This window comes from Mycolicibacterium brumae, assembly GCF_025215495.1.
Classification (GTDB): Bacteria; Actinomycetota; Actinomycetes; order Mycobacteriales; family Mycobacteriaceae; genus Mycobacterium; species Mycobacterium brumae.
This window is the reverse complement of sequence record NZ_CP104302.1, coordinates 1,100,188-1,126,350: the sequence shown is the minus strand read 5'-3', so window position 1 is coordinate 1,126,350 and position 26,163 is coordinate 1,100,188. Positions and strand designations below refer to the sequence as shown.

Annotated in this window: 25 protein-coding genes and 1 pseudogene; 5 read left to right on the top strand and 21 right to left on the bottom strand. The window is 69.0% G+C overall.

The window, feature by feature from the left end; translation table 11 throughout:
- Window positions 1-11: 11 nt before the first annotated feature.
- From rnc to L2Z93_RS05560, 15 genes and pseudogenes are all read right to left on the bottom strand, one after another.
- Window positions 12-716, bottom strand: a complete 705-nt coding sequence (rnc, locus tag L2Z93_RS05630) for a ribonuclease III (RefSeq protein WP_090585410.1) — start codon at window positions 714-716, stop codon at window positions 12-14.
- A complete protein-coding gene (locus L2Z93_RS05625) occupies window positions 709-1,242 on the bottom strand; it encodes a YceD family protein (RefSeq protein ID WP_193438926.1) in 534 nt (177 codons plus the stop codon). Before L2Z93_RS05625 ends, rnc begins: the two co-directional genes overlap by 8 nt.
- Before the next feature lie 80 nt (window positions 1,243-1,322).
- Window positions 1,323-2,060, bottom strand: coding sequence for a cell division protein SepIVA (sepIVA, locus tag L2Z93_RS05620; protein WP_090585412.1), 738 nt, complete (start codon window positions 2,058-2,060; stop codon window positions 1,323-1,325).
- 110 nt (window positions 2,061-2,170) lie between these two features.
- A complete protein-coding gene (gene coaD, locus L2Z93_RS05615) occupies window positions 2,171-2,659 on the bottom strand; it encodes a pantetheine-phosphate adenylyltransferase (protein WP_090585415.1) in 489 nt (162 codons plus the stop codon).
- Window positions 2,660-2,739: 80 nt separating this feature from the next.
- Complete coding sequence (rsmD, locus tag L2Z93_RS05610) at window positions 2,740-3,297, bottom strand: 16S rRNA (guanine(966)-N(2))-methyltransferase RsmD (RefSeq protein ID WP_090585417.1); 558 nt, start codon at window positions 3,295-3,297, stop codon at window positions 2,740-2,742.
- Window positions 3,294-3,494, bottom strand: a pseudogene (locus L2Z93_RS05605) (biotin/lipoyl-containing protein); the annotation flags it as partial. The pseudogene L2Z93_RS05605 and the gene rsmD, both read right to left, overlap by 4 nt.
- Window positions 3,495-3,552: 58 nt before the next feature.
- The gene (locus L2Z93_RS05600; protein ID WP_090585631.1) at window positions 3,553-4,158 is read right to left on the bottom strand and encodes a vitamin K epoxide reductase family protein; all 606 of its coding nucleotides are present in this window, start codon (window positions 4,156-4,158) and stop codon (window positions 3,553-3,555) included.
- A gap of 62 nt (window positions 4,159-4,220) precedes the next feature.
- A complete protein-coding gene (locus L2Z93_RS05595) occupies window positions 4,221-4,994 on the bottom strand; it encodes a DsbA family protein (RefSeq protein WP_090585421.1) in 774 nt (257 codons plus the stop codon).
- Window positions 4,995-5,073: 79 nt separating this feature from the next.
- A complete protein-coding gene (locus L2Z93_RS05590) occupies window positions 5,074-6,174 on the bottom strand; it encodes an alpha/beta hydrolase (RefSeq protein ID WP_234785983.1) in 1,101 nt (366 codons plus the stop codon).
- Between the two features lie 49 nt (window positions 6,175-6,223).
- Window positions 6,224-6,892: a GNAT family N-acetyltransferase gene (locus tag L2Z93_RS05585; protein ID WP_090585423.1), complete on the bottom strand. Its 669-nt coding sequence runs from the start codon at window positions 6,890-6,892 to the stop codon at window positions 6,224-6,226.
- A 42-nt stretch (window positions 6,893-6,934) separates the two neighbouring features.
- The gene (locus tag L2Z93_RS05580; RefSeq protein WP_090585425.1) at window positions 6,935-7,480 is read right to left on the bottom strand and encodes an NADPH-dependent FMN reductase; all 546 of its coding nucleotides are present in this window, start codon (window positions 7,478-7,480) and stop codon (window positions 6,935-6,937) included.
- 47 nt (window positions 7,481-7,527) lie between these two features.
- Window positions 7,528-8,235 (bottom strand): HNH endonuclease family protein, encoded by a 708-nt coding sequence (locus L2Z93_RS05575; protein WP_090585427.1) that lies wholly within the window; start codon window positions 8,233-8,235, stop codon window positions 7,528-7,530.
- Window positions 8,236-8,452: 217 nt separating this feature from the next.
- Entirely contained in the window at window positions 8,453-10,057 is a 1,605-nt protein-coding gene (locus tag L2Z93_RS05570; protein WP_090585429.1) for an HNH endonuclease signature motif containing protein, read from the bottom strand.
- Window positions 10,058-10,204: 147 nt separating this feature from the next.
- Complete coding sequence (gene recG / locus L2Z93_RS05565) at window positions 10,205-12,469, bottom strand: ATP-dependent DNA helicase RecG (protein ID WP_090585431.1); 2,265 nt, start codon at window positions 12,467-12,469, stop codon at window positions 10,205-10,207.
- A gap of 10 nt (window positions 12,470-12,479) precedes the next feature.
- Window positions 12,480-14,183, bottom strand: a complete 1,704-nt coding sequence (locus tag L2Z93_RS05560) for a fatty acid kinase ATP-binding subunit FakA (RefSeq protein WP_090585433.1) — start codon at window positions 14,181-14,183, stop codon at window positions 12,480-12,482.
- A gap of 170 nt (window positions 14,184-14,353) precedes the next feature.
- On the opposite strand from L2Z93_RS05560, the gene rpmB reads away from it, so the two are divergent.
- Window positions 14,354-14,548: a 50S ribosomal protein L28 gene (rpmB, locus tag L2Z93_RS05555; RefSeq protein ID WP_090585435.1), complete on the top strand. Its 195-nt coding sequence runs from the start codon at window positions 14,354-14,356 to the stop codon at window positions 14,546-14,548.
- 99 nt (window positions 14,549-14,647) lie between these two features.
- Here the strand turns inward: rpmB and L2Z93_RS05550 are convergent, their stop codons facing one another.
- Both L2Z93_RS05550 and L2Z93_RS05545 read right to left on the bottom strand, forming a co-directional pair.
- Complete coding sequence (locus L2Z93_RS05550) at window positions 14,648-15,340, bottom strand: uracil-DNA glycosylase (RefSeq protein ID WP_090585437.1); 693 nt, start codon at window positions 15,338-15,340, stop codon at window positions 14,648-14,650.
- Window positions 15,341-15,349: 9 nt separating this feature from the next.
- The gene (locus tag L2Z93_RS05545; protein ID WP_090585439.1) at window positions 15,350-16,336 is read right to left on the bottom strand and encodes a thiamine-phosphate kinase; all 987 of its coding nucleotides are present in this window, start codon (window positions 16,334-16,336) and stop codon (window positions 15,350-15,352) included.
- A 151-nt stretch (window positions 16,337-16,487) separates the two neighbouring features.
- Here L2Z93_RS05545 and L2Z93_RS05540 point away from each other — a divergent pair, with 151 nt between their 5' ends.
- A complete protein-coding gene (locus tag L2Z93_RS05540) occupies window positions 16,488-16,979 on the top strand; it encodes a DUF3515 domain-containing protein (protein WP_090585441.1) in 492 nt (163 codons plus the stop codon).
- A 70-nt stretch (window positions 16,980-17,049) separates the two neighbouring features.
- On the opposite strand, the gene L2Z93_RS05535 is transcribed toward L2Z93_RS05540, so the two are convergent.
- The 4 genes from L2Z93_RS05535 to L2Z93_RS05520 form a co-directional block, all read right to left on the bottom strand.
- Complete coding sequence (locus L2Z93_RS05535) at window positions 17,050-18,399, bottom strand: hypothetical protein (RefSeq protein WP_090585444.1); 1,350 nt, start codon at window positions 18,397-18,399, stop codon at window positions 17,050-17,052.
- Window positions 18,400-18,931: 532 nt separating this feature from the next.
- Window positions 18,932-20,041 (bottom strand): D-alanine--D-alanine ligase family protein, encoded by a 1,110-nt coding sequence (locus L2Z93_RS05530; protein ID WP_090585446.1) that lies wholly within the window; start codon window positions 20,039-20,041, stop codon window positions 18,932-18,934.
- A gap of 24 nt (window positions 20,042-20,065) precedes the next feature.
- Complete coding sequence (locus L2Z93_RS05525; protein WP_090585635.1) at window positions 20,066-21,169, bottom strand: cystathionine gamma-lyase; 1,104 nt, start codon at window positions 21,167-21,169, stop codon at window positions 20,066-20,068.
- 22 nt (window positions 21,170-21,191) lie between these two features.
- Entirely contained in the window at window positions 21,192-22,202 is a 1,011-nt protein-coding gene (locus L2Z93_RS05520) for an NAD(P)H-dependent glycerol-3-phosphate dehydrogenase (protein ID WP_090585448.1), read from the bottom strand.
- Between the two features lie 96 nt (window positions 22,203-22,298).
- Between L2Z93_RS05520 and cofC the strand changes: the two genes are divergently transcribed.
- The 3 genes from cofC to mutT1 are packed head-to-tail and all read left to right on the top strand — an operon-like array spanning window position 22,299 to window position 26,118.
- The gene (cofC, locus tag L2Z93_RS05515) at window positions 22,299-22,988 is read left to right on the top strand and encodes a 2-phospho-L-lactate guanylyltransferase (RefSeq protein ID WP_234785985.1); all 690 of its coding nucleotides are present in this window, start codon (window positions 22,299-22,301) and stop codon (window positions 22,986-22,988) included.
- Window positions 22,985-25,147, top strand: coding sequence for an RNA degradosome polyphosphate kinase (locus L2Z93_RS05510; RefSeq protein WP_090585450.1), 2,163 nt, complete (start codon window positions 22,985-22,987; stop codon window positions 25,145-25,147). The genes cofC and L2Z93_RS05510 overlap by 4 nt, the downstream gene beginning before the upstream one ends.
- A gap of 44 nt (window positions 25,148-25,191) precedes the next feature.
- Window positions 25,192-26,118, top strand: coding sequence for an 8-oxo-(d)GTP phosphatase MutT1 (mutT1, locus tag L2Z93_RS05505; protein ID WP_090585452.1), 927 nt, complete (start codon window positions 25,192-25,194; stop codon window positions 26,116-26,118).
- Window positions 26,119-26,163 lie beyond the last annotated feature (45 nt).

Here is a 26,163-nt window from a genome sequence, read left to right as displayed (position 1 = left end):
GGCGTCCGGCATCAGACGGTGGCGGTTTGCGCTTCCAGCGCGGTCCAGGCGGCGGCCGCGGCCTTGAGCTCGGCTTCCTTCTTGGTCCGCCCGTTGCCGTGGCCGTACTCGGTGTCGCCGAGCACCACGGTGGCGCTGAATTGCTTGTCGTGGTCGGGGCCGGTGGAGCTCACCACGTAACGCGGGGCGCCCAGGCCGCGGGCGGCCGTCAGCTCCTGCAGGCTTGATTTCCAGTCCAGTCCGGCGCCCAATGTCGGCGCCGTGTCCAGCAATTCGGCGAACAGCCGCAGAATGACCGAGCGCGCGGTGTCGATCCCGTGCTGCAGGTACACCGCGCCGAGCAGCGACTCCACGCCGTCGGCCAGGATCGAGGACTTGTCGGCGCCGCCGCTGGACTCCTCCCCGCGGCCCAGCAGCAGAAAGCTGCCCAGCCCGGCGTCGGTCAGGCCGCGGCCGACATCGGCCAGCGCGGTGGTGTTCACGATGCTGGCGCGCAGCTTGGCCAGATCGCCCTCGCTGCGGTCGGGATGGCGGTGATAGAGCTCGTCGGTGATGGTCAGCCCCAGCACCGAGTCGCCGAGGAACTCCAGCCGCTCATTGGTGGGCAGTCCGCCGTGTTCGTAGGCGTAGCTGCGGTGGGTCAGCGCCAGGGTCAGCAGCTCGTCGGGCAGGTCGACGCCGAGTGCGGCCAGCAGCGGCGCCCGATCCTCAGTCATCTTTGAACTCGGCGAGTTTGGCCCAGCGCGGGTCGATGATCTCGTGCGAGTGGCCTTCCTCGGCGGTGGCCAGCGCGACGCCGCAGTGCGGGCATAGACCGGGGCAGTCCGGGCTGCACAGCGGCGAGAACGGCAGCGCCAACCCGACCGCGTCGACCACCGTCTGCTCCAGGTCGACGATGTCGTCGACGAGGTGGCCGACCTCGTCTTCTTCGGAGGTGGCCTCGGTGGTGCTGTCCGGGTAGGCGAACAGCTCGGTCAGCTCGATCTCGACGTCGCCGGTGAACGGGGTCAGGCAGCGGGAGCATTCGCCCTCGGTCGGCGCCGCGACGGTGCCGGTGACCAGCACGCCTTCGGAGACCGACTGCAACTGCAGATCCAGCTCGAGCGGGGCGCCGACCGGGATCGCCAGCAGGTCGAGCCCGATGCGCGAGGGACTGGGCGCTGTTTCGGCGCGGGTGATCATCGCCCCGGGACGACGGCCCAGGCGCGCGACGTCGATCCGCAGTGGGTTTGCTGGCGGCATGCCTGAGATTCTACGACGCCGACGCGCGCCCGACCGACGGCATCAGCTCACCGTCGGTCGGGCGCGTCGCGGGTAGCGGATCAGCGCTGGACGTAGTCGTGCGTGCCGGCTGCGGTGCGCAGCTGATGGCGGCCGCGGCCAACCGACCGCAGGGTGCCGTTGAGGTAGTCCTCGAACTCGGCGAGCTTGCTGTCGACGTAGATGTCGCATTCGCCGCGCAGCCGGTCGGCCTCGGCGTGCGCCGAGTCGATGAGCCGGGTGGCTTCGGCGGTCGCGGTGCTGACCACCTCGGTCTGCGACACCAGGCGCTGCTGCTCCTTGATGCCTTCCTGCACGGCCTTCTCGTAGGAGATGTTGCCGCTTTCGACCAGGCGGTCCGCCTCGGCCTTGGCCCGGGAGGTGATGGTCTCCTGGTCGCGCTTGGCGGTGCTGACCAGGCGGTTGGCCTCCTCGTGGGCCTCGCCGACGACGCGGTCGCAGTGCGCGTGCGCCTCGGAGACCATCCGGTCGGCCTGCGCCTTGGCCTCCGACAGCATCCGGTCGGCTTCGGCGCGGGCGTGCGCGAGGGTGGATTCGGCCTCGGCGGTGGCCGAGGACACCATCTGGTCGGCGTGCTCCTTGGCGTCGCGCAGCATGCCGTCGCGCGCGTCGAGCACATCCTGGGCGTCGTCGAGTTCGCCGGGGATGGCGTCCTTGATGTCGTCGAGCAGTTCCAGGACGTCTCCGCGCGGGACGACGCAGCCGGCGGTCATCGGCACGCCGCGAGCCTCTTCGACAATGGCGCCCAACTCGTCGAGCGCTTCAAAAACTCGGTACACGGCGCAGCCTCCACGATCTGTTGATGGTGTTACTAGTGTGCATCGTGTTACTGCTGTGACGGGAGTAGCCACGCCGGTGTGTCGCGGCGGAAATGCGTTCGACGGGCCGTTCAGCCCTGCCGCTTGGCCGCGATCTTCTCCGCCAGCCGGCGGTTGACCACCTCGGGCAGCAGCGCCGACACATCGCCACCCAGGGTGGCGACCTCCTTGGCCAGCGACGACGACACGAACGAAAACGCCGGCTTGGTGGCGACGAAGAAGGTGTCCACCCCCGCGATGTGCCGGTTCATCTGCGCCATCTGCAGCTCGTACTCGAAGTCGGTCCCGGTGCGCAGCCCCTTGACGATCGCGGTGAACCCGCGCTCCTTGACGAAGTCGACGACCAGCCCCGATCCCGACTCCACCCGCACGTTCGGCAGGTGCGCGGTGCACTCGGCGATCAGCTCCATCCGCTCCTCGGCGCTGAACATGCCCTGCTTGTTGGGGTTGACCAGCACCGCGATGATCAGCTCGTCGAACTGGGCGGCCGCCCGCTCGAAGACGTCGACGTGACCAAGGGTGACGGGGTCGAAGGACCCCGGGCATACCGCTCCGCTCATACGCTCGCTCCTCCACAGGGCTCGTTCCTCGCCCCGCGTCGTCGACTCGCGGTGCTCATACGCCAGGACGCTACCCGGCTTCAGCCGGCGTACTCGGCGATCTCCAGCCGGGTGTCGCCGTAGCGGCGCTCCTTCCACAGCTCCCACCCCGCCGGCCAGCGCAGCCGCGGCCCGGAATTGGGGCGCTCCACCACGACGACGGTGCCGCGGCCGGCCCAGCCGTGGGTGGTCAGATCCGCCAGCAGCGCGTCGACCTCGCTGGCCGGCACGTCATAGGGCGGATCGGCGAACACCAGGTCGACGGCCATCGGCGCGTCCACCCCCAGCAATGACCCGGCCGTTCCGCGCCGCAGCGACCCTCCCGGCAGGCCGAGAGTGGAGATATTGCCGTCGATGACCGCGGCCGCGCGCGCGTCGGACTCGACGAACACCGCGCTCGCCGCGCCGCGGGACAGCGCCTCCAACCCGAGTGCCCCCGACCCGGCGAACAGGTCCAGCACCGCCATGCCGTCGAAGTCCAGCCGCGCTTCCAGCATGTTGAACAACGCCTCGCGCACCCGATCGGTGGTGGGCCGGGTGCCGCGCTGCGGGACGGCGATGCGACGTCCGCCGGCCGCCCCGCCGATGATGCGGCTCAGCGCAGCACCAGCAGCAGATCGCCGCCCTCGACCAGGGCGCTGTCGGCAGCGACGATCCGGGCGACGGCGCCGGAGCGCGGCGCGGTGATGGCCGCCTCCATCTTCATCGCCTCCAGGATGGCCAGCGGCTGACCGGCCGACACCCGCTCCCCCGCGCGCACCACCAGGGTGACCGCGCCGGCGAACGGGACGTTGACCGGTGTCTCAACCACGGTGGTCACGGCGCGCTCCTCTCGTCGGCGGGTGTGCGGGTGCTCAGATCAGTGTCGACCAGTAGCTCCAGAACCGGACCAGGATCAGCAGGATCAGCCCGGTGAACCACAGCACCACCAGCGGCCAGCGCCACTGGTAGATGGCGTGCGCGACGGCGTTTCGGGTGGCCAGCGGGCGCAGCGCGATCCCGGCGGCGACCACCAGCAGCGTCATGGTCATGGCCCAGACCACCATGCAGTACGGGCACAGCGCGCCGATCCGGTACAGGCTTTCGAAGATCAGCCAGTGCACCAGCGCCGCGCCCAGCACCGTGCCGATCAGCAGCCCGTTCCAGTACCACCGCGGCAGACTGACCTTGCCGATCGCCAGCATCCCGGTGGTGATCACGACGGAAAACGCCATCAGCCCGATCAGCGGGTTCGGGAAGCCGAACACCGAGGCCTGCCAGGAGCTCATCACCGGGCTGCAGGACATCACCGGGTTCAGACTGCAACTCGGCACGTAGGCCGGGTTGACCAGCAGTTCGAGCTTCTCGACGGTCAGCGTGAACGACGCGGTCAGGCCGACGATGCCGGCGATCAGGATCCACCAGGCGCTCGCCTTGCCGACGATCACCGCGTCGCCGTCGTCGGCAGCCCCGTCATCCAGGACGACCTCCTCGACGGCGGCATCGGAGACGGTGACTTCCTCGACGTTCTCGCCGGCGTCGGTCACGGCGCGGTCTTGGTCGCGGCCTTCAGCCCCGGCACGTCGCCGACAACGTCGGTGATCTGGGCGATGAACTCGTCGGTGCTGATGAAGTTGCCCTGGTCGTCGGCGAACTTGATGTCCTCACCGTTGAGCCGCACGGTCGGGGTGCCGCTGATGCCGGCAGCCTTCGCCAGGCCCAGGACCATGTCGTCATTGCGGCCGGCCCGGATGCACTCGGGCACCTTGCCGACGATGCCGGACTGCCGCGCCAGCTCGGTCAGCGCCTTGTCGTCGAGGACCTGCGCGCCTTCGGTGCGGACCTTGGTGAACACGCCGGAGTGGAAGCGGCGGTAGGCCTCCTTGTTGGCCGAGGTGTCCTCGGCGCCGACGCAGTAGGCGGCGTTGGCCGACCGGGTGGAGAACTTGGACGCGTCGTCCATGATCGAGACGGAGTAGTAGTCGACGGCGGCGGCGCCGCTGTCGATGATCCGGCTCAGGGTGCCGCCGAAGGCCTCTTCGAATTCCTGGCAGTGCGGGCAGCGGAAGTCCTCGTAGACCGACAGGACGGCCTTGGGCTCGCCCTGCTCGTTCTTGATCACGTTCTCCGCGGCCGCGCGCACGGCGAGCACTTCGCCGGCCTGCTTGGCCTTCTCACCGCTGAGCAGGATGTAGCCGACGAGTCCGACGGCGAACACCACGACCAGGGCGGTCAGGCCGACCTTCACGAACAGGTCGCGCTTGCCTTCGGCGGCCTTCAGATCGTACTTGGCGGGGCGATTCGATTTGCTTGCCACAGTCTCCGGTGTTCCTCGCGCTGGGCGGCTGAGCCGCTTCGGGTTAAGCCGTTCCAGGGTACCGGCTGGCGGCGGTGGCTCAGCCGCGGCTCAGGTGGGCGCGCAGCGCGGAGGTGATGTCGGCGATTGAACGGCTGACCTCGCCGCCGAACCCGTTGAAGTTGGTGAACCCGTGGATCATCGGCCGGTACCGCCTCAGGTCGACGGCCACGCCCGCCTCGCGCATCCGCTCGGCGTACGCCTCGCCCTCGTCGCGCAGCGGGTCGAATCCCGCGGTGACGACCAGCGCCGGCGGCAATCCGGCCAGGTCCGCGGCCCGCAGCGGCGACACCCGCGGATCCTCGAGGTCCAGCTCCGAAGCGCCCAGGTAGTAGTTGATGAACGCGGCGATGTCCAACGCGGTGAGCAGGAAACCGGCGCCGAACAAGGTCCGCGACCGGGTGGTGGCCAACTGGTCGGTGATCGGGTAGAGCAGCAGCTGCAGGGCGGGCAGCGGATCCCCGGCGTCGCGGGCGGCCTGGGCCACCACGGCCGCGAGGTTGCCGCCGGCGCTGTCCCCGCCGACCGCCACCCGAGCCGGGTCGGCGCCCAGCTCGGCGGCGTGTTCGACGGCCCACAGATAGGCGGCGTAGGCGTCCTCGAACGCGGCGGGTGCGGGATGTTCGGGCGCCAGCCGGTAGTCGACGGACAGCACGTGCACGTCGGACTCGCGGCAGATCTGGCGGTAGAAGCCGTCCCAGCCGTCCAGGCCGCCGAGGGTCCAGCCGCCGCCGTGGTAGGCGACCAGCAGCGCGCGCAGCTCCCCGTCGCCGGGGTGATAGTGGCGGGCCGGGATCGGCCCGGCCGGGCCGGGGATGGTCAGCTCCGCGACGGCGACGGCCGCCCGCTGCCCGGCGTACTTGACGGTGGCGTCGTCGAGGTTGCGCCGACTGGCGGCCACATCGCCGTCGACGATCAGCCCCTGGAATCCGGAGAGCCGATAGGCGTTCAGGAACAACTGCAGCGACGGGTCCAGGGTGTTCCCATCGATCACCACCGACCGGCCGCCGGACAACAGCTGCTTGGCCGGTCCGGGCAGCGTCGACAGCACCCGGCCCATGCCGCGATTGGCGATCCGCAACACCGGTTCGGGTAGGCGGAGTCGCGAATTGTCCGACGGCGGGACGCTGGGGAGGGTCACAGCTTCCGAACCTATCGACCCCGCCCTGCCGGCCGGGCGCCGGGACCGTTCAGAAGCTCAGCTTTTCCCGCTGCCGGCCGTCGGCGTCGAAATTGTCCGGCGCCAACCACCGCCGGTAACCCTCGCGCAGCCGCGGCCACTCGGAGTCGATGATGGAGAACCAGGCGGTGTTGCGGTTGAGGCCCTTGACCACCCGGTCCTGCCGGAACACTCCCTCGAAGGCGAACCCGAAGCGCTGCGCGGCGCGCTTGGACGGGACGTTGAGGTCGTCGCATTTCCATTCGAACCGGCGGTATCCGAGGCCGAAGATGTGGTCGGCGAACAGGTACAGCGCCTCGGTGGCGATTCGGGTCCGGGTCATCGCCGGCCCCCACATGATGTTCCCGATCTCGGCGACGCCGTTGGCGGTGTCGATCCGCATCAGCGCCTGACGGCCCTCGGCCCGGCCGGTGGCCCGGTCGATCACCGCGAAGAACATCGGGTCCGAGGTTTCCACGGCTCGGCGAATCCAGTCTTGCAGGTCCGCGCGGTCGACCGGCGGGCGGTCGGGCAGGTAGCGGAACCGCTCCTGCGCGCCCTCGGCGCTCGCCGCTTGATACAGCGCGTCGACGTGCCGGTCGGGGTCCAGCGGTTCCAGCCGGGTGTAGCCGCCCTGCAGCGGCGCGCGTTGCGGGAAGGGCACACCGGACCAGTCGGTCAGGTCGGAAGCGGGGTTCATGCCCCTAGCTCATCACGGCGTGCCGGGTCCGGGCCACCGATTTCAGCTCAGCTTGCCCGCCATGGTGATCAGCTGGTTGAGCACGTTGTCGAGTTCTTTCACCCGGCGCTCCTGCGGAGCGAAGCCGCCGTCGGCGAAGTCGGTGAACAACGACAGCGCCAGCTGGGCGCGGACGTCGACCATGTAGAAGTTCACCACGATCTGCCGCCACTGCTCCACCGCCCGGACACCGCCGTCGGCGCCGTAGGAGACGAATGCGACGGCCTTGCCCTGCCATTCGCTCGCCAGCGAGTCGATCGCATTCTTGAACGCGCCGGGCACCCCGTGGTTGTACTCGGGGGTGACGAAAACGAAAGCGTCGCAACCATCGATCGCCTCGCTCCACCGCCTCACCTGCGGGGATTCGTACTGCCGATTGGCGGTCGCCGGGATGACGGCGGTTGTCAGCAGCGGCACCTCGAAGCTCTTCAGGTCGATCACCACGAACTCCGCTTCGTCACGGCTCGCGGCCTGGGCGGCCACCCATTCGGCGACACCAGCGCCCAGACGGCCGTCGCGGATGGACCCGATGATGATTCCGATACGCACTTCGCTTGCTCCTCCGGTTCGATCCCCAACGGTTGTCTCTGTTGTTTCTATCCGATCGGGCACGTCGCCGCGGCGTCTCGCAGCGCCCGGGCCGAGCGCTGGTCCACCGGAAGGTGATAGCCGCGCAGCACCTCGATGAACTGGATCGAATATTGGCACCAGAACGCTTGATTCGGCGGCATCCAGGAACCCGGCGGCAGATCGCCCTTGTCCTGGTTGGCCTGACCCTGCACCGCCAGCAGGTTCGCCGGATCGTTGGCGAACCGGGCCCGTAGCTGCGGGGTCCAGTCCCGGGCGCCCATGTCCCACGCGTACGCCAGCGGCACAATGTGGTCGATCTGCACCGACTGGCCGATGGTGTCTCCGCGGGTGAAGTCGACGGTGGTGCTGGTGTACGGGTCGCGCAGCACGCCGGTTGCCACCGCATTCGGGCATCGCGACGTCATCTTGTAGGTCTTGTCGATCAGGTCCCGGTTCAGGATGTCGTTGCGGGTGTCGCAGCCGTTGCGGCCACCGGGGGCGTCGGTGTCATCGGTCCAGGATTCGCCGAACATCCCCCGCTGGTAGTCGCGTCCACGAATCCTCTTGGGCACCACCGTGATTCCTGCCAGCACATCGGATCCGGCGGCCACCGAGGGCGGGTAGGTGTCCACGGCGGACGACGATCGGTTGCGGTTGTAAATGACTTGTGCGGCCACCACCACGGCCAGCACGGCTGCAAGACAGAGCAGCAGCGTCATTTTGCGCCGAGTCATCGCAGCACCACCCCCGGCCCGAACCCACCAGCTCCCGTCGTCGGCGGCCTGCCATCGGCGGATCCGCGTCAGACGACCGGGACGATCTTGCCGAGGAGGTTACCGCGGGGCATGGCCTAAACGCCGTCAGCTCCGCGGCCGCCTGTGGAATTCTCCGCGCGGCAGGCGCGAAATTCACGTCCGGGGCGCTGTACCGGCCCTGCGTCCAGCGGCGGCCCTAGCGTGCTGGGCCTTGGGGCGGGTCCGTCCCGGGTGGGTGTTGGTGTCGGAAGCGTTTGTGGAAGTGGGCGAGCATGTCGGCCGGCTGGTGATACGGATTGACCCGCGGCTGCCCGCGATCCAAGTGTGGTGGTGGGATCCACTCCACGCGGCCGTCGGTGTTGAGTCGGGTGCTCCAGTTCTGTTGGTAGGCCATCCGATTGTCCGGGCCGCAGTCCAGCCCCAGCTCGTCGACATTCGTCTGGCCGTCCTGGCTGAAATTGTCGAGGTGATCGGCCTGGCACCGGTAGGCGCTGGCTGTGCACCCCGGCCGGGTGCATCCCTTGTCCCGGGCGAACAGGACCAGCCGCTGATCGGCTGACGCGAGACGCTTGGTCCGACCCAGCCACAACGGTCGGCCACGTCCGTCGAAGATCACCAGGTAATGCAGGGCATGCGATGCCATTCGCAGGAAATCACTCATCGGAACCATCGACCCGCCCGCAGTCACCGCCCACCCCGTGAGCGCCGCGGGGACGTAGGGGGTCGGGAGTCCGGCAGGATCAGTGGCAGTCGGGTTCTCGGGCGGTTCCGGCACGGCCGGGGTCACCGGGCCGCCGCTCGGGGCGCCCGGGCCCGCGATCGTCACCACCGGGTCGGTGACCGCCGCGCCCCCGAGATCGGCGGGCACCCCACCGTGGGCCGCGGCGTTCAGCTCCGCAAGTGTCGTCGTCACAATCACCGTGACGGGTAGTCCGTTGTGTTGCCCGAGGTCGCCGGAGGCCAGCAGTGCCCGCATCGCCGCGACCAGGGCGTCGTGGTTGCGCTGGGCGATCGTGCGCCGATCACCCTGAATCTGCTCCTCCGACGGTGTTCCCGAGACACAGGGGTGTTCATCGTCGGGATTGCACATGCCCGGCGCCGCCAACTTTTCCAGGATGGGTTCCAGGGTGGCCCAGGCTTCGGGGGTCAACCGCGCCCGCAGGTTGCGCATCCCGTCATGGGTCTGTGCGCCGACGGACAGGCCGCGGGCGGCGGCGCGGCGCCGATCGGCGAAGTCCCCGTCCGGATCGAGGACCATGAGCAGCATGGTCGCCAGTTTGCTCAAATGCGAGGGCCCGTACTGCGTGGCGAGCTCGGCCAACTCCTTCTCGGCATCAGCCCGGGTCTCCGGATCCACCGCCGCCGGGATCTTCGCGTAGGTGTCTCGCACGATCGCGACCTGTTCCGGGCCGATCACCCCGTCCGCCACCCCTTCAGCAACCGACGGCATCACCGGTTCCAGGGGTTGCCCATCCAACGCGACCCGGGGTCCGAGGTCGGCGGCCTCAGCCAGACGCCGTCGGGCGACGCCGCGGGAGATCCGCAGACGCTCCTCCAACACGAGGGTGAGGTTCGCCGCCCCCAACACCCCCGGATTGCCGTCAGCCACCAACCGGGCGAGCAGTCGGTGGTCGGCCGCCGGGGCCCGCCACGCGAGCGCCTCCCGGCGCGCGAGCACCTCCAACACCTCCTCCGACGAGAGCGCGTCGAGGGACGCCGAAGCCAAGACACGGTGAGCAGTTTCGGCCTGCGCGAGGGCGGCGAAGATCGCCTCCCGGTCGGCGTAGGCGTTGCTGCTCATAGCAAGAACGCTATACCTCGGGTCCGACAAGTTCCGTTGCGAGACAACGGAAAACAGACCATGTGGGTTGAGAGTTCTATGAGAAAATTCGACCCTCACACGGGCACCGTCTCACCATCAGCGACACCCGCCCGAAACCCGCCGTGTTTAGGACTTCTCCAAGTACTGCATGCGCTCGTCCTCGATGAAATGCGCTGCCAGCTGGTCCATCCCGGGCTGATTCGACAGGTCGGGATCCTCGGCGGCGATCTCGTCGCATAGCAGCCGGGCGGTCTCGATGATTTCCCGATGCTCCAGCAGCGACAGCAGTCGCAGTCCGACGCTGCGCCCGGATTGGTCGCGCCCCAACACATTTCCCTCCCGGCGCTCGGCGAGGTCCAACTCGGCCAGCGCGAACCCGTCGAGGGTGTCGGCCACCGCCTTGAGTCGCACTCCGGCCTTCGACGTCGAGGGCAGTTCGGTGAGCAGCATGCACACGCTGGCGTGCTCGCCGCGGCCGATCCGCCCACGCAGCTGATGCAGCTGGCTGATGCCGAACCAGTCGGCGTCGACGATGGCCATCGCGGTGGCGTTCGGGACGTCGACGCCAACCTCGACGACGGTGGTGCAGACCAGCACATCGATCTCGCCGTCGCGGAACGCGGACATCGCCGCGTCCTTCTCCTCCGCGCTGAGTTTGCCGTGCATGAGGCCCAGCCGCAGGCCGCGCAGCTCGCGGATCCCGAGCTGCTCGTACAGCGTGGTGACCGCGGTCGCCTTCCGGACGTTCTGCCGGTCGGCGGGGGCGTCGGTGTCACCATCGTCGGGATGCTTGGCGTCGTCGTCATCGTCGATCCGCGGCGCGACGACGTAGGCCTGACGGCCCTGCGCCACCTCCTCGCGAATCCGATCCCACACCCGGTCGTACCACTTGCGCTTGCCCTCATCCCGGAAGAAGACCGCGCTGGTGCTGATCGGCTGGCGCCCCTTGGGCAGCTCACGCAGCGTCGAGGTTTCCAGATCGCCGTACACGGTCAGCGCGATGGTGCGCGGAATGGGAGTGGCGGTCATCACCAGCAGGTGCGGGGTGATCCCCTCTTTCGCCTTGGCGCGCAAGGTGTCTCGCTGTTCCACCCCGAAGCGGTGCTGTTCGTCGACCACCACCATGCCGAGCTTGTGGAACTCCACGGTGTCCTGCAGCAGGGCGTGGGTGCCGATCACAATGCCGGCCTCCCCGGAGGCGATCTCGTCGCGCACCTCGCGCTTCTGCGCCGCGGACATCGAGCCGGTCAGCAGAGTGACCCGGGTGGCGTGCTCGGCGCCGCCGAGTTGGCCGGCCATCGCCAAGGAGCCCAACACATTTCGCATCGATCGGGCGTGCTGCTCGGCGAGCACTTCAGTGGGCGCCAGCAGCGCGCACTGGTATCCGGCGTCCACCATCTGCGCCATCGCCAGCAGTGCCACGATGGTCTTGCCGGAGCCCACCTCACCCTGCAACATCCGGTTCATTGGTCGGGTCCGGGCAAGGTCGTCGGAGATCACCTCCAGCACATCCCGCTGGCCGGCGGTGAGCTCAAATGGCAGCCGCGCCACCAAGTCCGAACGCAGACCGGAACTCAGCACCGCAGCAGACGGTCCGGATTCGGACTGTTCGCCGTATCGCCGGCGGGCCAGCGCCCACTGCAAGCCCACCGACTCGTCGAACCGGATCCGGTGCAACGCGCGTTCCCGCTCCCCCGGATGCTCGGCCAGGTGGATGGCGCGCAGCGCCTCGTCTTCGGACATCAGTCCGTAGCGCGCGACGATCCAGTCCGGCAATGGATCCGGCACCGGGTCCAGCATCGCCAGCACCTGCCGCACACACAGGTAGATGTCCCAGCTCTGCAGCTTCTTGGTGGCCGGATAGATCGGGAGGGAATCGCGTTTGAACGCCTCCAGCCCCACCACGCCCTCGGTGTCCCGGGCCGCGGTGGCGACCTTGACCATCGAGCGTGACCCCTTGCCCGCATGCCCCAGTGGGGATTTCAGGATCAGGAACTCCGGATGGGTGAGCTGCAGATCGCCGCGGAAGCTGCCCAGTTCGCCGGAGATCATCACCAGCGACCCTTCGAGCAGGATCTGCTTGAGGAACCGCGCGTTGAAGAACGTCGCGCTCAGCTTGGGCCGATGATGCCCGAGGGTGGCGACGATGAATTCGCGCGACGGTTTGCCGCGGGTCCAGCGGGAAGTGACGCCGGTGACGGTGTCGACGAAGGTGACGTGCTCCCCCTCCTTGGGGATGTGGCCGTCGTCGATGACCGTGGTGCCCTGAATGTACTTGCGCGGGTAGTGCCGCAGCAGGTCGTCGACGGTGCGGATGCCGAGGTGCTCATCGAGTTCGGCCGCCGCCTTCGCGCCGACGATGAAGTCCAGCTGATCGCTCAGTTTCGCCATCGAGACCCCGTCACTCAACTCCGATGAGGATCTCGTCGCCGCGGTGACCGCTGACGTAGCAGACCAGTTCGGCGGCCAGGTGGTAGCGGCGCACGTGCTCGGCCAGCAGCTCACCGATCCGCGGGTCGACTCCCTCTCCCAGCAGCACCGTCACCAATTCCCCGCCGGGCCCCAACATCAGGTCGATGAGTCCGCGCGCGGCGGCGGTCAGGTCATGACGCACCACCATCACCTCGTCGCCGGTGATGCCCAGACCGTCGCCGACCCGGCAGGATCCGGCCCAGGTCAGCGCCTGCTCGGTGGCCACCCGGACCGAGCCGTGCCGGGTGACGCCGGCGACCTGCGCCATCGCGTAACCGTCGTCGACGGCGCGGCGGGCGGGATCGTGCACCGCCATCGCCGCCAGGCCGGCGACCATGGAGCCGGTGGGCAGCGGGACGACGTCGATGCCCCAGCCGATCGCGGCGGTGCAGCCCGCGACGAGTTCCTCGACGGCGACGTAACCGTTGGGCAGCACCATCACCTTGGCCGCGCCGGTGTCGACGATCGCGCGCAGCAGCTGGTGCGCGCTGACGAACGGGCCGTCGCCGGTGTGCTCGGGCCGCAACACCACCGCGCCCTCATCGGCGAACAGTTGCGCGGCGCCGTCGCCGTCGACCACCGCCAGCACCGCGCGTTCGCGCTGCCAGCCGGCGGGCGCCACCTCCGCCTGACCCGGGCCGGTCAACGAGGCGACCCGGATCCGGGACACCGCGCCGTGCGCCAGGCCTGCTTCGATCGCGGCGCCCGCGTCGTCGGTGTGCACGTGCACGGAATGTTCGCCGGCGCCGTCGGCGGCGGCGGCGATGGACACCGAGTCGCCGAGGTCCTCCAGGCGGCGGCGCAACTGGGGCACGGCGCGCTCGGAGAGCCCAGACAACAGGTACATCACCTCGAATGCGGGCGCGGACGGCGAGAGCTCAACCGGCTCAGCATGCTCGGCGTTCCACCGCTCGGCGGCCTCCGGCGTCATCCCCGCGCAGGTGATGTCCACCTGCGGCTCGTAGGCGGGCCGGTCGGAGGCGTCCTGCCCGGTGACCGTCGCGCGCAGTTGGTCCAGAAGCACCAGCAGCCCGCGACCGCCGGCGTCGACCACCCCGGAGCGGGCCAGCACGTCCAGCTGATCCGGGGTGTGGTCCAGGGCGGCGGCTGCGGCGTCGGTGACCGCGCCCAGCACCGCGGGCAGGCCGTCCCCGGAGGCCGCGCCGCGGTCCGCGGCGTCGCCGGCGGCCTGCAGCACCGAGACGACGGTGCCCTCGATCAGCTCACCGCCCATCGCGGTGACCGCGACGGCCACCCCGTGCCGGAGCCCGGAGGCCAGCACCGCCGCGTCGATGGCGTCGAGCGTGCCACCGGCCTTGGCGGCGGCGAAGGCGGTGACGTCGGCCAAGCCGCGCAGGATCTGCGACAGGATCACCCCGGAGTTTCCGCGGGCGCCGCCGAGCGCACCTGCGGCCAGCGCGCCGGCCACCGCCACCACGTCGGCGCCGTCAGCGCAGCGATCGGCCTCCGCTGCCGCGGCGCGCATGGTGAACAGCATGTTCGTGCCGGTGTCCCCGTCGGGCACCGGGAAGACATTGAGGCGGTTGATCTCGTCGGTGTGGGTGATCAGCGCGCCGACGCAGGCGTGCGCCCACTGGCGCAGCGCGGAGCCGTCGAGCTGACGTTCCGCCATCGCCGCACCCCTTCCGCGCCGCCGTGTCCAACGGGGCCATGCTAGCCACTGTGACCGACGGACCTGACTCCGGATTTTGGCTATCTGTGCATCCTCGGTATTCTGGTCAGGTTGTCGGGCCACCCGTGAGGTCGTTGGCCCGGAAAGTTATCGACTTCGAGGAGTGCTACATGGCTGCCGTCTGCGACATCTGCGGAAAGGGCCCCGGCTTCGGCAAGTCGGTGTCGCACTCCCACCGTCGCACCAACCGCCGGTGGGATCCGAACATCCAGGTCGTGCACTCTGTTGACCGCCCGGGCGGCAACAAGAAGCGCGTCAACGCCTGCACCTCGTGCATCAAGGCCGGCAAGGTCGCGCGCGGTTAGTCGGCGTTGCGGGTGCCCGCACCCGCTTCCCTGAGCGTCACCAGGCGCCTCGTCACCTTTCGGTGGTGGGGCGCTTTTGGCGTGCCCGCACCCTCCCTGTCAGGGCAGCTGCCAGTCGATGGGCCCGGCGCCCGCCTCGGTCAGCAGGGCGTTGGCCCGGCTGAACGGCCGGGACCCGAAGAAGCCGCGGGAGGCCGACAGCGGCGAGGGGTGCGGGGACTCGATCACCGCGCAGCGCGGCCCGAGCATGGGTTTGAGGGTGCCGGCGTCACGGCCCCACAGGATCGCCACGTACGGCTGCGGGCGCTCCGCGAGCGCCCGGATGGCGCATTCGGTGACGTCCTCCCAGCCCTTCCCGCGGTGCGATGCGGGGGTGCCGGGCCGCACCGTCAGCACCCTGTTGAGCATCATCACGCCACGCTGCGCCCACGGCGTGAGGTCGCCGTTGGACGGCATCGGCAGGCCCAGGTCGGACCCGTACTCGGTGAAGATGTTCTGCAGGCTGCGCGGTATCGGCCGCACGTCGGGCGCGACGGAGAAGCTCAGTCCCATCGCGTGTCCGGGCGTGGGGTACGGATCCTGGCCGACTATCAGCACCCTGACCTGCTCGAACGGGAAGGTGAACGCGCGCAGCACGTTCTCGCCCGCCGGCAGGTAGCCGCGGCCGTGGCTCAGTTCGGCGCGCAGGAACGCGCCCATGTCGGTGATCCGGTCCCGTACCGGGGCCAGCGCCGTCGCCCAGCCGGGGTCGACGAGTTCTTCCAGCGGACGCGGGCCTGCTGCTTCAGTCACCCGGTCAACCTAACGGGTTGCGCCGTATGAGTCCCAGCCCGCCGGACCCTGCCACGCCTGCCCGTCCACCCGGATCCCGGGCTGCTCGACGACCTGCCCAATGGCTCGCCAGCGCTCCGGCAATTCGATGTGCGACGGGAACGTGGCGGCCAGCGCGTGGTCCTCGCCGCCGCCGAGCACCCATTCGTTGACGACGGCCGGGTCCAGCGACAGCGCCGCCGCGGCGACGACGAGCGCGTCGGTGTCGGGCGCCAGCTCCGTGGTGGACAACTCGATCCCCACCCCGGACGCCTCGGCGAGCTGGGCGAGGTCGGTGATCAGACCGTCGGAGATATCGGTCATCGCGGTCGCGCCCGCCGCCGCGGCCACCGCACCCTGGCCGTACGGCGGGACCGGGGTGAGGTGGCGCTCCACCAGCGCGGACAGCTCCGGGCCCAGCTCCGTGGCTCCGGCTGCCAGCAGCGCGTACCCGCCAGCGGAGCGGCCCAGTTCGCCGCTGACGGCGACGACGTCACCGGCACGGGTGCCGGAGCGCAGCACAGCGGGGCGGCCGCCCAGGTCTCCGAGCGCGGTCACCGACACCACCCACTGCGGCGCGGTCACCAGGTCCCCGCCGACGACGGATGCCCCGACCTTGGCAGCCTCCTCCGACAGTCCGTCGGACAGTTCGGTGGCCATCCGCGCGGGCGTCTCGGCCGGGGCGCCGAACGCGACGAGGAATCCCGTCGGCATCGCGCCCATCGCCTCGATGTCGGCGGCGTTCTGCGCGATGGCGCGGCGGCCGATCTGCTGCGGGGTGGACCAGTCCAGCCGGAAGTGGCGGTCCTGCACCAGCATGTCGGTGCTGACGACAGTCCGCCCGTCGGGGGTAGCGAGCACCGCGGCGTCGTCGCCAGGCCCGACCAGCACCCCGTCCGGGTGTGCCCTACCTGCGGCGACGGCGTCGATGACGGCGAATTCGCCCAGCTCACCGAGGGTGGGATCGTGCTGGGTCACGGCGGTCTCCGGTCAGGTCGCTGCGGTACGTTGGCCCGAGTATGGCATTGCAGAGACGCGAGGCGAGGAGACGGCTGTGACGGAACCGGAGCCCGACGCCGACGCAGAGCGGCCGGATTCTCCAGCGTCTGACGGCCCGTCGACCACCACGATGATCATCGCGGCGCTGTTGGGGATCGGCGTGCTCTCGACGTTCCTGGTGGTGGCGCGCAGTAAGTCGCACGATTTCGGTCCCGTGCCGGTCGCCACCGTTCCCGCCCCGCAGGCCGAGTCACCAGATTGTGCGAAATTGCTAGACGCCGTTCCGGATCAACTGGGCGACTATGAAACCGCGGAGATCGCGGACCCGGCCCCGGCCGGGGTGGCCGCATGGCGTGACTCGGGCGAGTTCCCCGTCATCATGCGCTGCGGGCTGGACCGGCCAGGGGACTTCGTGGTCGGCTCCCCCATCCAGCAGGTCGACGACGTGGGGTGGTTCCGGGTCGCCGAGGGCGATCGGGTGACCTGGTACGCGGTGGACCGGCCGGTGTATGTGGCGCTGACATTGCCCGACGGGTCCGGTCCGGCCCCGATCCAACAGCTGTCTCGGGTGATCGCCGAGGTGCTGCCCGCCCAAGCGATCGATCCCGCTCCCCCGCGCTGAGCTTCCAACGCAGACCGGGCCCCCTCGGTGAGGGGGCCCGGTGCTGTTGGTGCGTTTAACGCTGGTTGGCTTAGCTTTCGCTGCCGGAGTTGCCGCTGTCCTTCTTACCGGACAAGCTCGACGCCGCCTTCTTCACGGAGTCGGTGACCTTCTTGACCGAGGACTCGACCTTGCCGGTCAGCTTCTTAACCGAAGCCTTGGCATCATCGCTGGCCTTCTTGAGACCGGTGCTCAGTTGCTTCACCGGATCCTTCGAGTCGCTGCTGTCAGCGGCTGCGGACTTGGCCAGCGTGGTGGCGGTCGCCGCGTCCTTCTTACCGAGGATGCCGTCGAGCTTCAGTGCGTCCTTCAGCTTGTCCAGACCCAGACCCGAGCCGCTGAGCAGCGACTTCTTGGGAGCGTTAGGGGTGTTGTCAATTGACGTTGCCACCGACTGCCCCATTCCGGTCAGTGCCTGGTAGATCAAGCCACCGGGGTGCTGCTGCCCCTTGGGGGCAAACAATCCCGGCCAGGACTCAACGCCAGTTTCACTTCCGCAGTTGCGCGCACAAGTATCGTCCGGCAGATAGTCAAACCCGTTGACCAGGGCATTGACCGTCATCCCCGGGGAATTGACGACGACGTTCAGGGCCGTCTTGAAGTCCTGGTCTTGGATGGCCGTGGACAGTTCGCTGATGTTGCGGGCCATCTCATAAGGCACCCCGCCGAATGACGACCATGTCGAGTAGAAGATTCCGTTGTTGACGGTCTTGGTGTTGAACAAGGTGTTCACAGCGTCAGCGACGTTCTGCGCCATAATTGCTGGAATCCCCGGGACCTCGGCCGTCTGGCCTCGGGGGACGGTGCTCAGGAACAGCCCGGCAATCGGGGTGCTCGCAATCGTGTTGCTGTACAGAACCATGGTGTTGAACTCTTCGTATGCCGTGAAGATATCGCCGGCCTCGATAGCCTCCAGCATTCGCGTACCGTGAACGTAGCCGTTGCCCTGCTGAATGCCAGTCTGGTCCGGATTGGTGTCCTGGTCGGAGAAGAAGTTGCCAGCGTTCTTCTGGATCGTCTCGAACGCCTTAACGACCCGCTCAAAGTAGCCCTGCTGGTTCTCACCGATCTGCGTCAGCAGCGGGAACGGGTTGGCGATGATCGACTCGCCCAGTCCGGTCAGGTTATTCACCGTGATGTCGAAGATGCCGTTGTAGACGGTGCCTGGATCCTGGGTCACAACCGGGTTGGGGATGTATCCCTGGTAGGCAGCGGTCAACGCGACATCGCGATCCTGGGACATGGCGATATTGGGACCCGCGGCAATCGGGGTGATGGCGATCGCGCCTGCGCTGAGCGCGGCGGCACCGGCGATGGCTGCCCTCTTCTTGCGGCTGACGACCTTGGCTGGCGCCTGGTCGGGACGTGGTGCGAGCTGCACGGAGATTCTCCTTGAATCGATCAGTGTTAGGTCACCCTCCGGTAACGGGAGACGCCTGAAAGTTAGCTGAGTGCAAGCTTAGAAACAATAGGGCTGCCTTACCTAAGCGTCAGATACTGCCGAGTAGCAAAGACCTAAAGTGAGTTAGCACACACGCTCCCGTCATGGGTGCCTACCTTCATGGTGATCACTTCCAAAATCGACCAAATATGCTGCACCACTGCAGATTTCAAGAGCATGACAAAGTCTGCAAAGTGGTGCGTCGGCGCCATTTTCGCAGCACATCGGCCAACAGGGCGACCGCCGCACGTATGGGTCAATGGCTGGTACAAATTAGGTACCGCTAACCTAAGAAATACTATCCTGTGAGTTTGCTGATTGTTTGCTGGATGTACCCTGTCCATGCCCCGACCTGGGGTGCGCGGTCACGGCTGTGGCGGCCGTCACCGACGGCACAAACGGCGGTTCAAAGACGCCAAAACAATCACTCAGGGGCAAAACCTGAGCGAAACCCCGGAAGTGGGAGCAGCTCTCAGCGCAGGCCGGTGCCGCGCGCCAGGGCGGTGTCGACCATCGCCGACAGCAGCGTCGGGTAGTCCACCCCGCTGGCCGCCCACATCCGCGGGTACATCGAAATGGTGGTGAATCCGGGCATGGTGTTGATCTCGTTCACCACCGGACCGTCGTCTGTCAAGAAGAAGTCCACCCGCGCCAGGCCCTGGCCGTCGATCGCCCGGAACGCCCGGATCGCCAGCTCGCGGATCTCGTCGGCGACCTCGGGCTCGATTTCGGCGGGCACATCCAGCTCGGCGCCGGCCTGCAGGTACTTGATCTCGAAGTCGTAGAAGCCGTCGTCGTGGCCTTCCACCCCGGCCACCCGAATCTCACCCAACACGCTGGCCTCCACCCGGCCGTCGGGCAGCTCCAGCACGCCGCACTCCACCTCGCGGCCCACGATCGCGGCTTCGACGATCACCTTCGGGTCGTGTGCGCGGGCGTCGGCGATCGCGCCTTCGAGCTGGGACCAGTCGGTCACCCGGCTGACCCCGATGGAGGAACCGCCGCGGGCCGGTTTGACGAACACCGGCAGCCCCAGGCGCTGCTCCTCGGGATCGCTCAACGCCTTGCGGTCCGACCGCAGCACCACATAGTCGCCGATCGGCAGGCCCTCGGCCGCCAGCAGCTTCTTGGTGAACTCCTTGTCCATCCCGGCCGCACTGGCCAGAACCCCGGCGCCCACGTAGGGCACTCCGGCCATCTCCAGCAGGCCCTGGATGGTGCCGTCCTCGCCGTAGGGGCCGTGCAGCACCGGGAACACCACGTCGACCTGGGCCAGCACCGCGCCCGGATCGCGCCCCAGGGACAGCAGTTCGCCGCGGCGGGACGGGTCCGCGGTCAGCGCCAGCGCCGACCCGGACTCGGCCGTCACCTCCGGCAACCGGCCGTCGACGATGGCCAACTGCTCGGCGGTGGCCGAGCTCAGCACCCACGCGCCGTCGGGGGTGATGCCCACCGGGATGACCTCGAAGCGCTCCGGGTCCAGATTGCGCAGGATACTGCCCGCCGAAACGCAAGAAATGGCGTGCTCAGAGCTGCGCCCACCGAACACCACGGCAACGCGTTTGCGGGAATCGGCAGTCACAGTTTCAACACGGTACCCGTCGACTCAACCCAATGCGCGCGTGAAGTCGGCGATCACGTCGTCGGTGTCCTCGATGCCCAGCGAGATGCGAGCGAACCCGTCGCCCACCGGATCACCCCAGCGAGCACGGCGGTCGATCGAGGTGTGCAGCCCGCCGAAACTGGTCGAGGAGACCAGCAGCTCGCTGCGCGCGACGAGATCGTGTACGGCCGCCGCGTCGGCCAGCTCGATCGACACCAGCGCGCCGAAGTGCTGCATCTGGGCGCAGGCCAGCGCGTGCCCCGGATCCGACGGCAGGCCGGGATAACGCACCGAACTCACCGCCGGGTGGCCGGACAGCACGGTCGCCAGCGCCTGGGCGTTGGCGCACTGGCGGCCGAACCGCAGCCCGGCGGTGCCCAGACCGCGCAGCAGCAACCAACTGTCGAAGGCGCCCAAGATGGCCCCGGACAGCAACCGCTCCCGCGCGATGGCCTCCATCAGCTCCGGCCGGCTGCCGGCGACGTACCCGCCGAGCAGGTCGCTGTGGCCGGCCAGCGCCTTGGTCGCGCTCGCCACCACCAGGTCCGCGCCGAGCGCCAGCGGCTGCTGGCCCAGCGGGGTGGCGGCGGTGTTGTCCACGATCAGCCGCTTGTCGCGGCCGCGGCAGATTCCGGCCAACCGGTGCAGGTCGACGACGTCGAGGTTGGGGTTGGTGGGCGTCTCGGCCAGCACCACGTCGGCGCTCTCGGCGGCCGCGTAGATCTCCTGATGATCCGCCTCGATGACGGTAACCCCCATCGGCACAAGGGATTCGGAGGCGTACCGGCGGACCTGGTAGTACCCGTCGGACGGGATCACCACGACCGAGTCCGGGCGGGCCAGCACGCGCAGCGCTGCGGTGATCGCGGCCATCCCGGAGCCGAACACGACGGCCGCGGCGGCGCCCTCCAACTCGGCCAGACCGGCTTCCAGTTGCCGCCAGTTCGGATTGGAGGCGCGCCCGTAGAAGTCCAGCTCGGCGGATTCCTCGGGGTCTAGGTGATACGCCGAGACGGGGACCGGGCCGGGCGACACCGGAGCTCCGGGCCGAGCCGGCGGGGTGGCCGCGCGCAGGGTGCGGGTGGACTCGCCGTAGCGGCGCGGCAGCGTGGTCAACGCCGGCTCCTCTTCACTCGGGTTTGGTGCGCCGGCCGAGCAGCAGGGCGATCGCCTCGATGACGGACAGTCCCTCGTGGCAGACCTGTTCGACGGCTTCGGTCAGCGGCATTTCGACGTCGTAGCTGGTGGCCAGCGCCAGCACGGACTGGCAGGACGCCACCCCCTCGGCGACGTGCCCCTCCCCGGCCTTGCGCGCCTCGGCGACGGTCATGCCGGCGCCGAGGCGGTGACCGAAGGTGAAATTCCGCGACTGCTTGGACGTGCAGGTGGCCACCAGGTCGCCGACGCCGGCCAATCCGGCCAGGGTGGCCGGCTGCGCGCCGAGCGCCATGCCCAGCCGCATGATCTCGGCCAGCCCGCGGGTGATGATCGCGGCGGCGGTGTTCTCCCCCAGTCCGATCCCGCTGGCCATGCCGCAGGCCAGCGCGATGACGTTCTTGCACGCCCCACCGATCTCGGTGCCCACGACGTCGGCGTTGGTGTACGGCCGGAAGTACCCGGTGTTCAGGGCCCGCTGCAGGGTGACCGCGCGACCGGAGTCGGTGCAGGCGATGGTGGTGGCCGCCGGCTGGCCCTCGGCCACCTCGATGGCCAGGTTCGGCCCGGACAGAACCGCGACCTGGCTGGCGTCGAATCCGGTGACCTGCAGGATCACCTGGGTCATCCGCATCAGGGTGCCCAGCTCGATGCCTTTGGCCAGGCTGACCAGGGTGGCGTCCGGCGAAAGCAGCGGCGCCCAGTCCGTGAGGTTCGCGCGCAGCGATTGGGCCGGCACGCCGAGCAGCACCGTGTTGACGCCGTCGAGCGCCTCGGCCGGGTCGGCGGTGGCCTGCACCTCCGGCGGCAGGATGAGGCCGGGCAGATAGTCGTCGTTGCGGCGGGTGGTGTTGATGGTGTCGGCGACCTCGGCCCGACGGGCCCACAGCCGGACGTCGGTTCCGCCGTCGCCGAGCACTTTGGCGAGCGCCGTTCCCCACGCCCCGGCGCCCATCACCGTCGCCGTGCCCACCGTGCCGGTCATCGTCGTATCTTCACCCGTCCGCCGTGGCGCCGCCGGACGGGCCCGGCGGCGCGCGCCATCCAGCGCCCCGCCAGCGTACCCAGCGGCACTGGCAGGATGGCCGACATGAACCCGATCCCGCCGGAGCGGCGTCCGGTCGGCGTGATCATCGCGGTCAAGCGCCTGGCCCGGGCCAAGACGCGGCTGTCGCCGGAGTTCGACCCGGACGTTCGCGAGCGGTTGGTGCTGGCCATGCTGCTGGACACCGCGTCGGCGGCCGCCGAGGTGCTCGGCGCGCCCGCGGTCACCGTCGTCACCCCCGACCCGACGGTGGCGGCCGCGGTGCGGGCGCTCGGCATGGTCTGCGCGACGGACCCGACGCCCGCCGGGCACCCCGATCCGCTCAATCAGGCGCTGCGCGCCGGCGTGGGCGCCATTGATTCGGTGGTGCTGCACGGGGATCTGCCCGCGCTGCGGCCCGAGGAGTTTGCCGCCGCGCTGGAGTCGGCCCGCGCGCACCCGCGCAGTTTCGTCGCCGACCGCCACGGCGACGGGACGTCGGCGCTCTTCACCTTCGGCGCGTCCTTCGACCCGCGATTCGGGCCGGGTTCGGCGGCGCGCCACCGCGAGTCCGGCGCCGTCGAGCTGGCCGGTGATTGGCCGGGTCTGCGCTGTGATGTCGACACCCCGCAGGACCTGATCGCCGCCGCCGCGCTCGGTGTGGGCCGGCACAGCCAGAACTTCATCTCCGGTTCATCGGCGCGACATCCACACTCTTCTAGCGGCGGCCACCGGGATGGGGAATGATCACATCCGTGACCGAGACCGATGCCACCACCGCCGACCAGAACGCCAACGCCGACGACGTGATCATCGAGGACGCGCTGAAAACCGAGCGGGCCGTCGAACTCGACGAGCTTCCCGAGGACCGCTATCTCAACCGTGAGCTGAGCTGGCTGGACTTCAACAACCGGGTGCTGCAACTCGCCGAGAACACCGAGCTGCCGCTGCTGGAGCGGGCGAAGTTCCTGGCCATCTTCGCGTCCAATCTCGACGAGTTCTTCATGGTCCGGGTCGCCGGTCTCAAGCGCCGCGACGAGATGGGGTTGTCGGTGCGCTCGGCCGACGGGCTGTCCCCGCGCGAGCAGCTCAAGCGGATCGGTGAACGCACCCAGGACCTTTCGGTGCGGCACGCCCGGGTGTTCACCGATTCGGTGCAGCCGGCGCTGGCCGAGGCCGGCATCACGGTGGTGACGTGGGCCGAACTGTCCGACGACGAGCGCGACCAGTTGTCGACGTACTTCCACGAGCAGGTGTTCCCGGTGCTGACCCCGCTGGCGGTCGACCCGGCGCACCCGTTCCCGTTCGTCAGCGGACTGAGCCTGAACCTGGCGATCACGGTCCGCCAACCCGAGGACGGCACGCAGCATTTCGCCCGAATCAAGGTGCCCGACAACGTCGATCGGTTCATCAAGCTGCAGGGCAGCCAGCGTGAGGACGGCCATCACAACGAGCGCTTCCTGCCGATGGAGGAGCTGATCGCCGCGTTCGGCCCGCAGTTGTTCCCGGGCATGGAGATCGTTGAGCAGCACGCCTTCCGGATCACCCGCAACGCCGATATGGAGGTCGCCGAGGACCGCGACGAGGATCTGCTGCAGGCCCTGGAGCGCGAGCTCGCGCGCCGGCGGTTCGGCAAGCCGGTGCGCCTCGAGGTCGCCGACGATATGACCGAGAACGTGCTGGAGTTGCTGCTGCGCGAACTCGATGTCGACGCCGACGACGTGATCCAGGTGCCCGGGCTGCTGGACCTGACCTCACTGTGGCAGGTGTACGGGGTGGACCGCCCCAAGCTCAAGGACCGGCCGTTCGTGCCGTCCACGCCGGCGGTGTTCTCCGAGTCGGCCAAGAGCCTGTGGCGCAATCTGCGTGAGGGCGACCTGCTGCTGCATCACCCCTATGACTCGTTCTCCACCACGGTGCAGCGGTTCATCGAGACCGCCGCCGCGGACCCGAATGTGTTGGCCATCAAGCAGACTCTGTACCGCACCTCCGGCGATTCCCCGATCGTCAACGCGCTGATCGACGCGGCCGCCTCCGGCAAGCAGGTGGTGGCCCTGGTGGAGCTCAAGGCCCGCTTCGACGAGCAGGCCAACATCAAGTGGGCGCGCAAGCTGGAGCGCGCCGGCGTGCACGTCGTCTACGGGCTGATCGGGCTGAAGACGCACTGCAAGACCGCGCTCGTGGTGCGCCGCGAAGGTTCGGCGATCCGGCGCTACTGCCACATCGGCACCGGCAACTACAACCCCAAGACCGCTCGGCTCTACGAAGACGTGGGCATCCTGACCGCCTCGCATGAGATCGGCGCCGACCTGACCGATCTGTTCAACACTCTGACCGGCTACTCCCGCAAGGACTCCTACCGGAATCTGCTGGTGGCGCCGCAGGGCATTCGCCGCGGAATCCTGGAGCGCATCGACCGGGAGATCGAGGCCGCCGGCCGCGGCGAGGACGCCCGGATCCGGATGAAGATGAACTCCCTGGTCGACGAGCAGGTGATCGACGGCCTGTACCGGGCCTCGCAGGCCGGGGTGCGGGTCGAGGTCGTGGTGCGCGGTATCTGCGCGCTGCTGCCCGGGAACCCCGAGTTCTCCGAAAACATCACCGTGCGTTCGATTCTCGGGCAGTTCCTGGAGCACTCCCGGATCATCCACTTCAACGCGATCGACGAGTTCTGGATCGGCAGCGCGGACATGATGCACCGCAACCTGGACCGCCGCGTCGAGGTGCTGGCTCAGGTCGAGGATCCGCGGTTGACCGCCCAGCTCGACGAGGTGTTCTCCTCGGCGATGGATCCCTCGACCCGGTGTTGGGAGCTGGGTCCCGACGGCGGCTGGACCGCCTCGCCGGGCGCAGGCGAGCCGTCCTTCGACCACCAGGTGAAGATGATGGAGCGTCGCCGCCACTGACCGAGCGCGTCCCGTCCCCTCCGAAACGACTTGCAGGAGAACAGGTGACGCTCAACGGAAGCGTTCGGTCCGGTTCCAACGGTGTGGTGGTGCTCGCCGCCGGCGCGGTGCTGTGGCGTCCCGGCGCCGACGGTGAGCCGGAGGTCGCCCTGGTGCACCGGCCGCGCTACGACGACTGGTCACTGCCCAAGGGCAAGGTCGACCGGGGCGAGAGCGAGCCGGTGACCGCGGTGCGGGAGATCCTGGAGGAGACCGGATTCGGGTCGGTGCTGGGCCGCAGCCTGGGCTCGGTCAGCTACCAGGTTCGGCAGGGCGGCAAGCGGGTCAGCTACTGGGTGGCCCGTGCCGTCGACGGCGAGTTCACCCCGAACCACGAGGTGGACGAGCTGCGCTGGCTGTCGGTCCCCGACGCCGCCAAACTCGCGACCTACCCCTATGACCGCAAGCTGTTGCGCCGCTTCGCGAAATTGCCGCCCGACACCCAGACGCTGCTGGTGGTTCGGCACGGCACGGCCGGGCGGAAGGCGCGATACAAGGGCGACGACCGAAAGCGTCCGCTGGACAAGCAGGGCCGCGCCCAGGCCGAGGCGCTGGTGGGCCTGCTGCTGGCCTTCGGCGCCGAGCACCTGCACGCCGCCGACCGGACCCGCTGCGCGCAGACGCTGCAACCGCTGGCCGACGAGTTGGGCGTGAAGATCGCGGCCGAGCCGGCGCTGACCGAGGAGGCCTACGCCGAGAAGCCGAAGAAGGCCCGCAACCGGTTCGCCGAGATCGCGGCGGCCGACGGCATCGCGGTGGTGTGCTCGCAGGGCAAGGTGATCCCGCACATCATCGACTGGTGGTGCGCCAAGGATTCGATTCGCCCGGACAAGTCCCGCAACCGCAAGGGCAGTGTCTGGGTGCTGTCGTTGCACGACGGGAAGCTGGTGGCCGCCAACCACATCGGGTCGCCACTGCCGGTCCGCTACTGAGCTTCACCGAGCCAAAAGAGCGCCGCGGGACTTTTGTCCCGCGGC

Bases quoted from the DNA above. Each gene is read 5' to 3' on its own strand.
- rnc (WP_090585410.1), bottom strand. From the start codon at position 716: ATGACTGAGGATCGGGCGCCGCTGCTGGCCGCACTCGGCGTCGACCTG.
- L2Z93_RS05625 (WP_193438926.1), bottom strand. From the start codon at position 1,242: ATGCCGCCAGCAAACCCACTGCGGATCGACGTCGCGCGCCTGGGCCGT.
- coaD (WP_090585415.1), bottom strand. From the start codon at position 2,659: ATGAGCGGAGCGGTATGCCCGGGGTCCTTCGACCCCGTCACCCTTGGT.
- L2Z93_RS05585 (WP_090585423.1), bottom strand. From the start codon at position 6,892: ATGAACCCCGCTTCCGACCTGACCGACTGGTCCGGTGTGCCCTTCCCG.
- L2Z93_RS05575 (WP_090585427.1), bottom strand. From the start codon at position 8,235: ATGACTCGGCGCAAAATGACGCTGCTGCTCTGTCTTGCAGCCGTGCTG.
- L2Z93_RS05570 (WP_090585429.1), bottom strand. From the start codon at position 10,057: ATGAGCAGCAACGCCTACGCCGACCGGGAGGCGATCTTCGCCGCCCTC.
- recG (WP_090585431.1), bottom strand. From the start codon at position 12,469: ATGGCGAAACTGAGCGATCAGCTGGACTTCATCGTCGGCGCGAAGGCG.
- L2Z93_RS05560 (WP_090585433.1), bottom strand. From the start codon at position 14,183: ATGGCGGAACGTCAGCTCGACGGCTCCGCGCTGCGCCAGTGGGCGCAC.
- rpmB (WP_090585435.1), top strand. From the start codon at position 14,354: ATGGCTGCCGTCTGCGACATCTGCGGAAAGGGCCCCGGCTTCGGCAAG.
- L2Z93_RS05540 (WP_090585441.1), top strand. From the start codon at position 16,488: ATGATCATCGCGGCGCTGTTGGGGATCGGCGTGCTCTCGACGTTCCTG.
- L2Z93_RS05520 (WP_090585448.1), bottom strand. From the start codon at position 22,202: ATGACCGGCACGGTGGGCACGGCGACGGTGATGGGCGCCGGGGCGTGG.
- cofC (WP_234785985.1), top strand. From the start codon at position 22,299: ATGGCCGACATGAACCCGATCCCGCCGGAGCGGCGTCCGGTCGGCGTG.
- L2Z93_RS05510 (WP_090585450.1), top strand. From the start codon at position 22,985: ATGATCACATCCGTGACCGAGACCGATGCCACCACCGCCGACCAGAAC.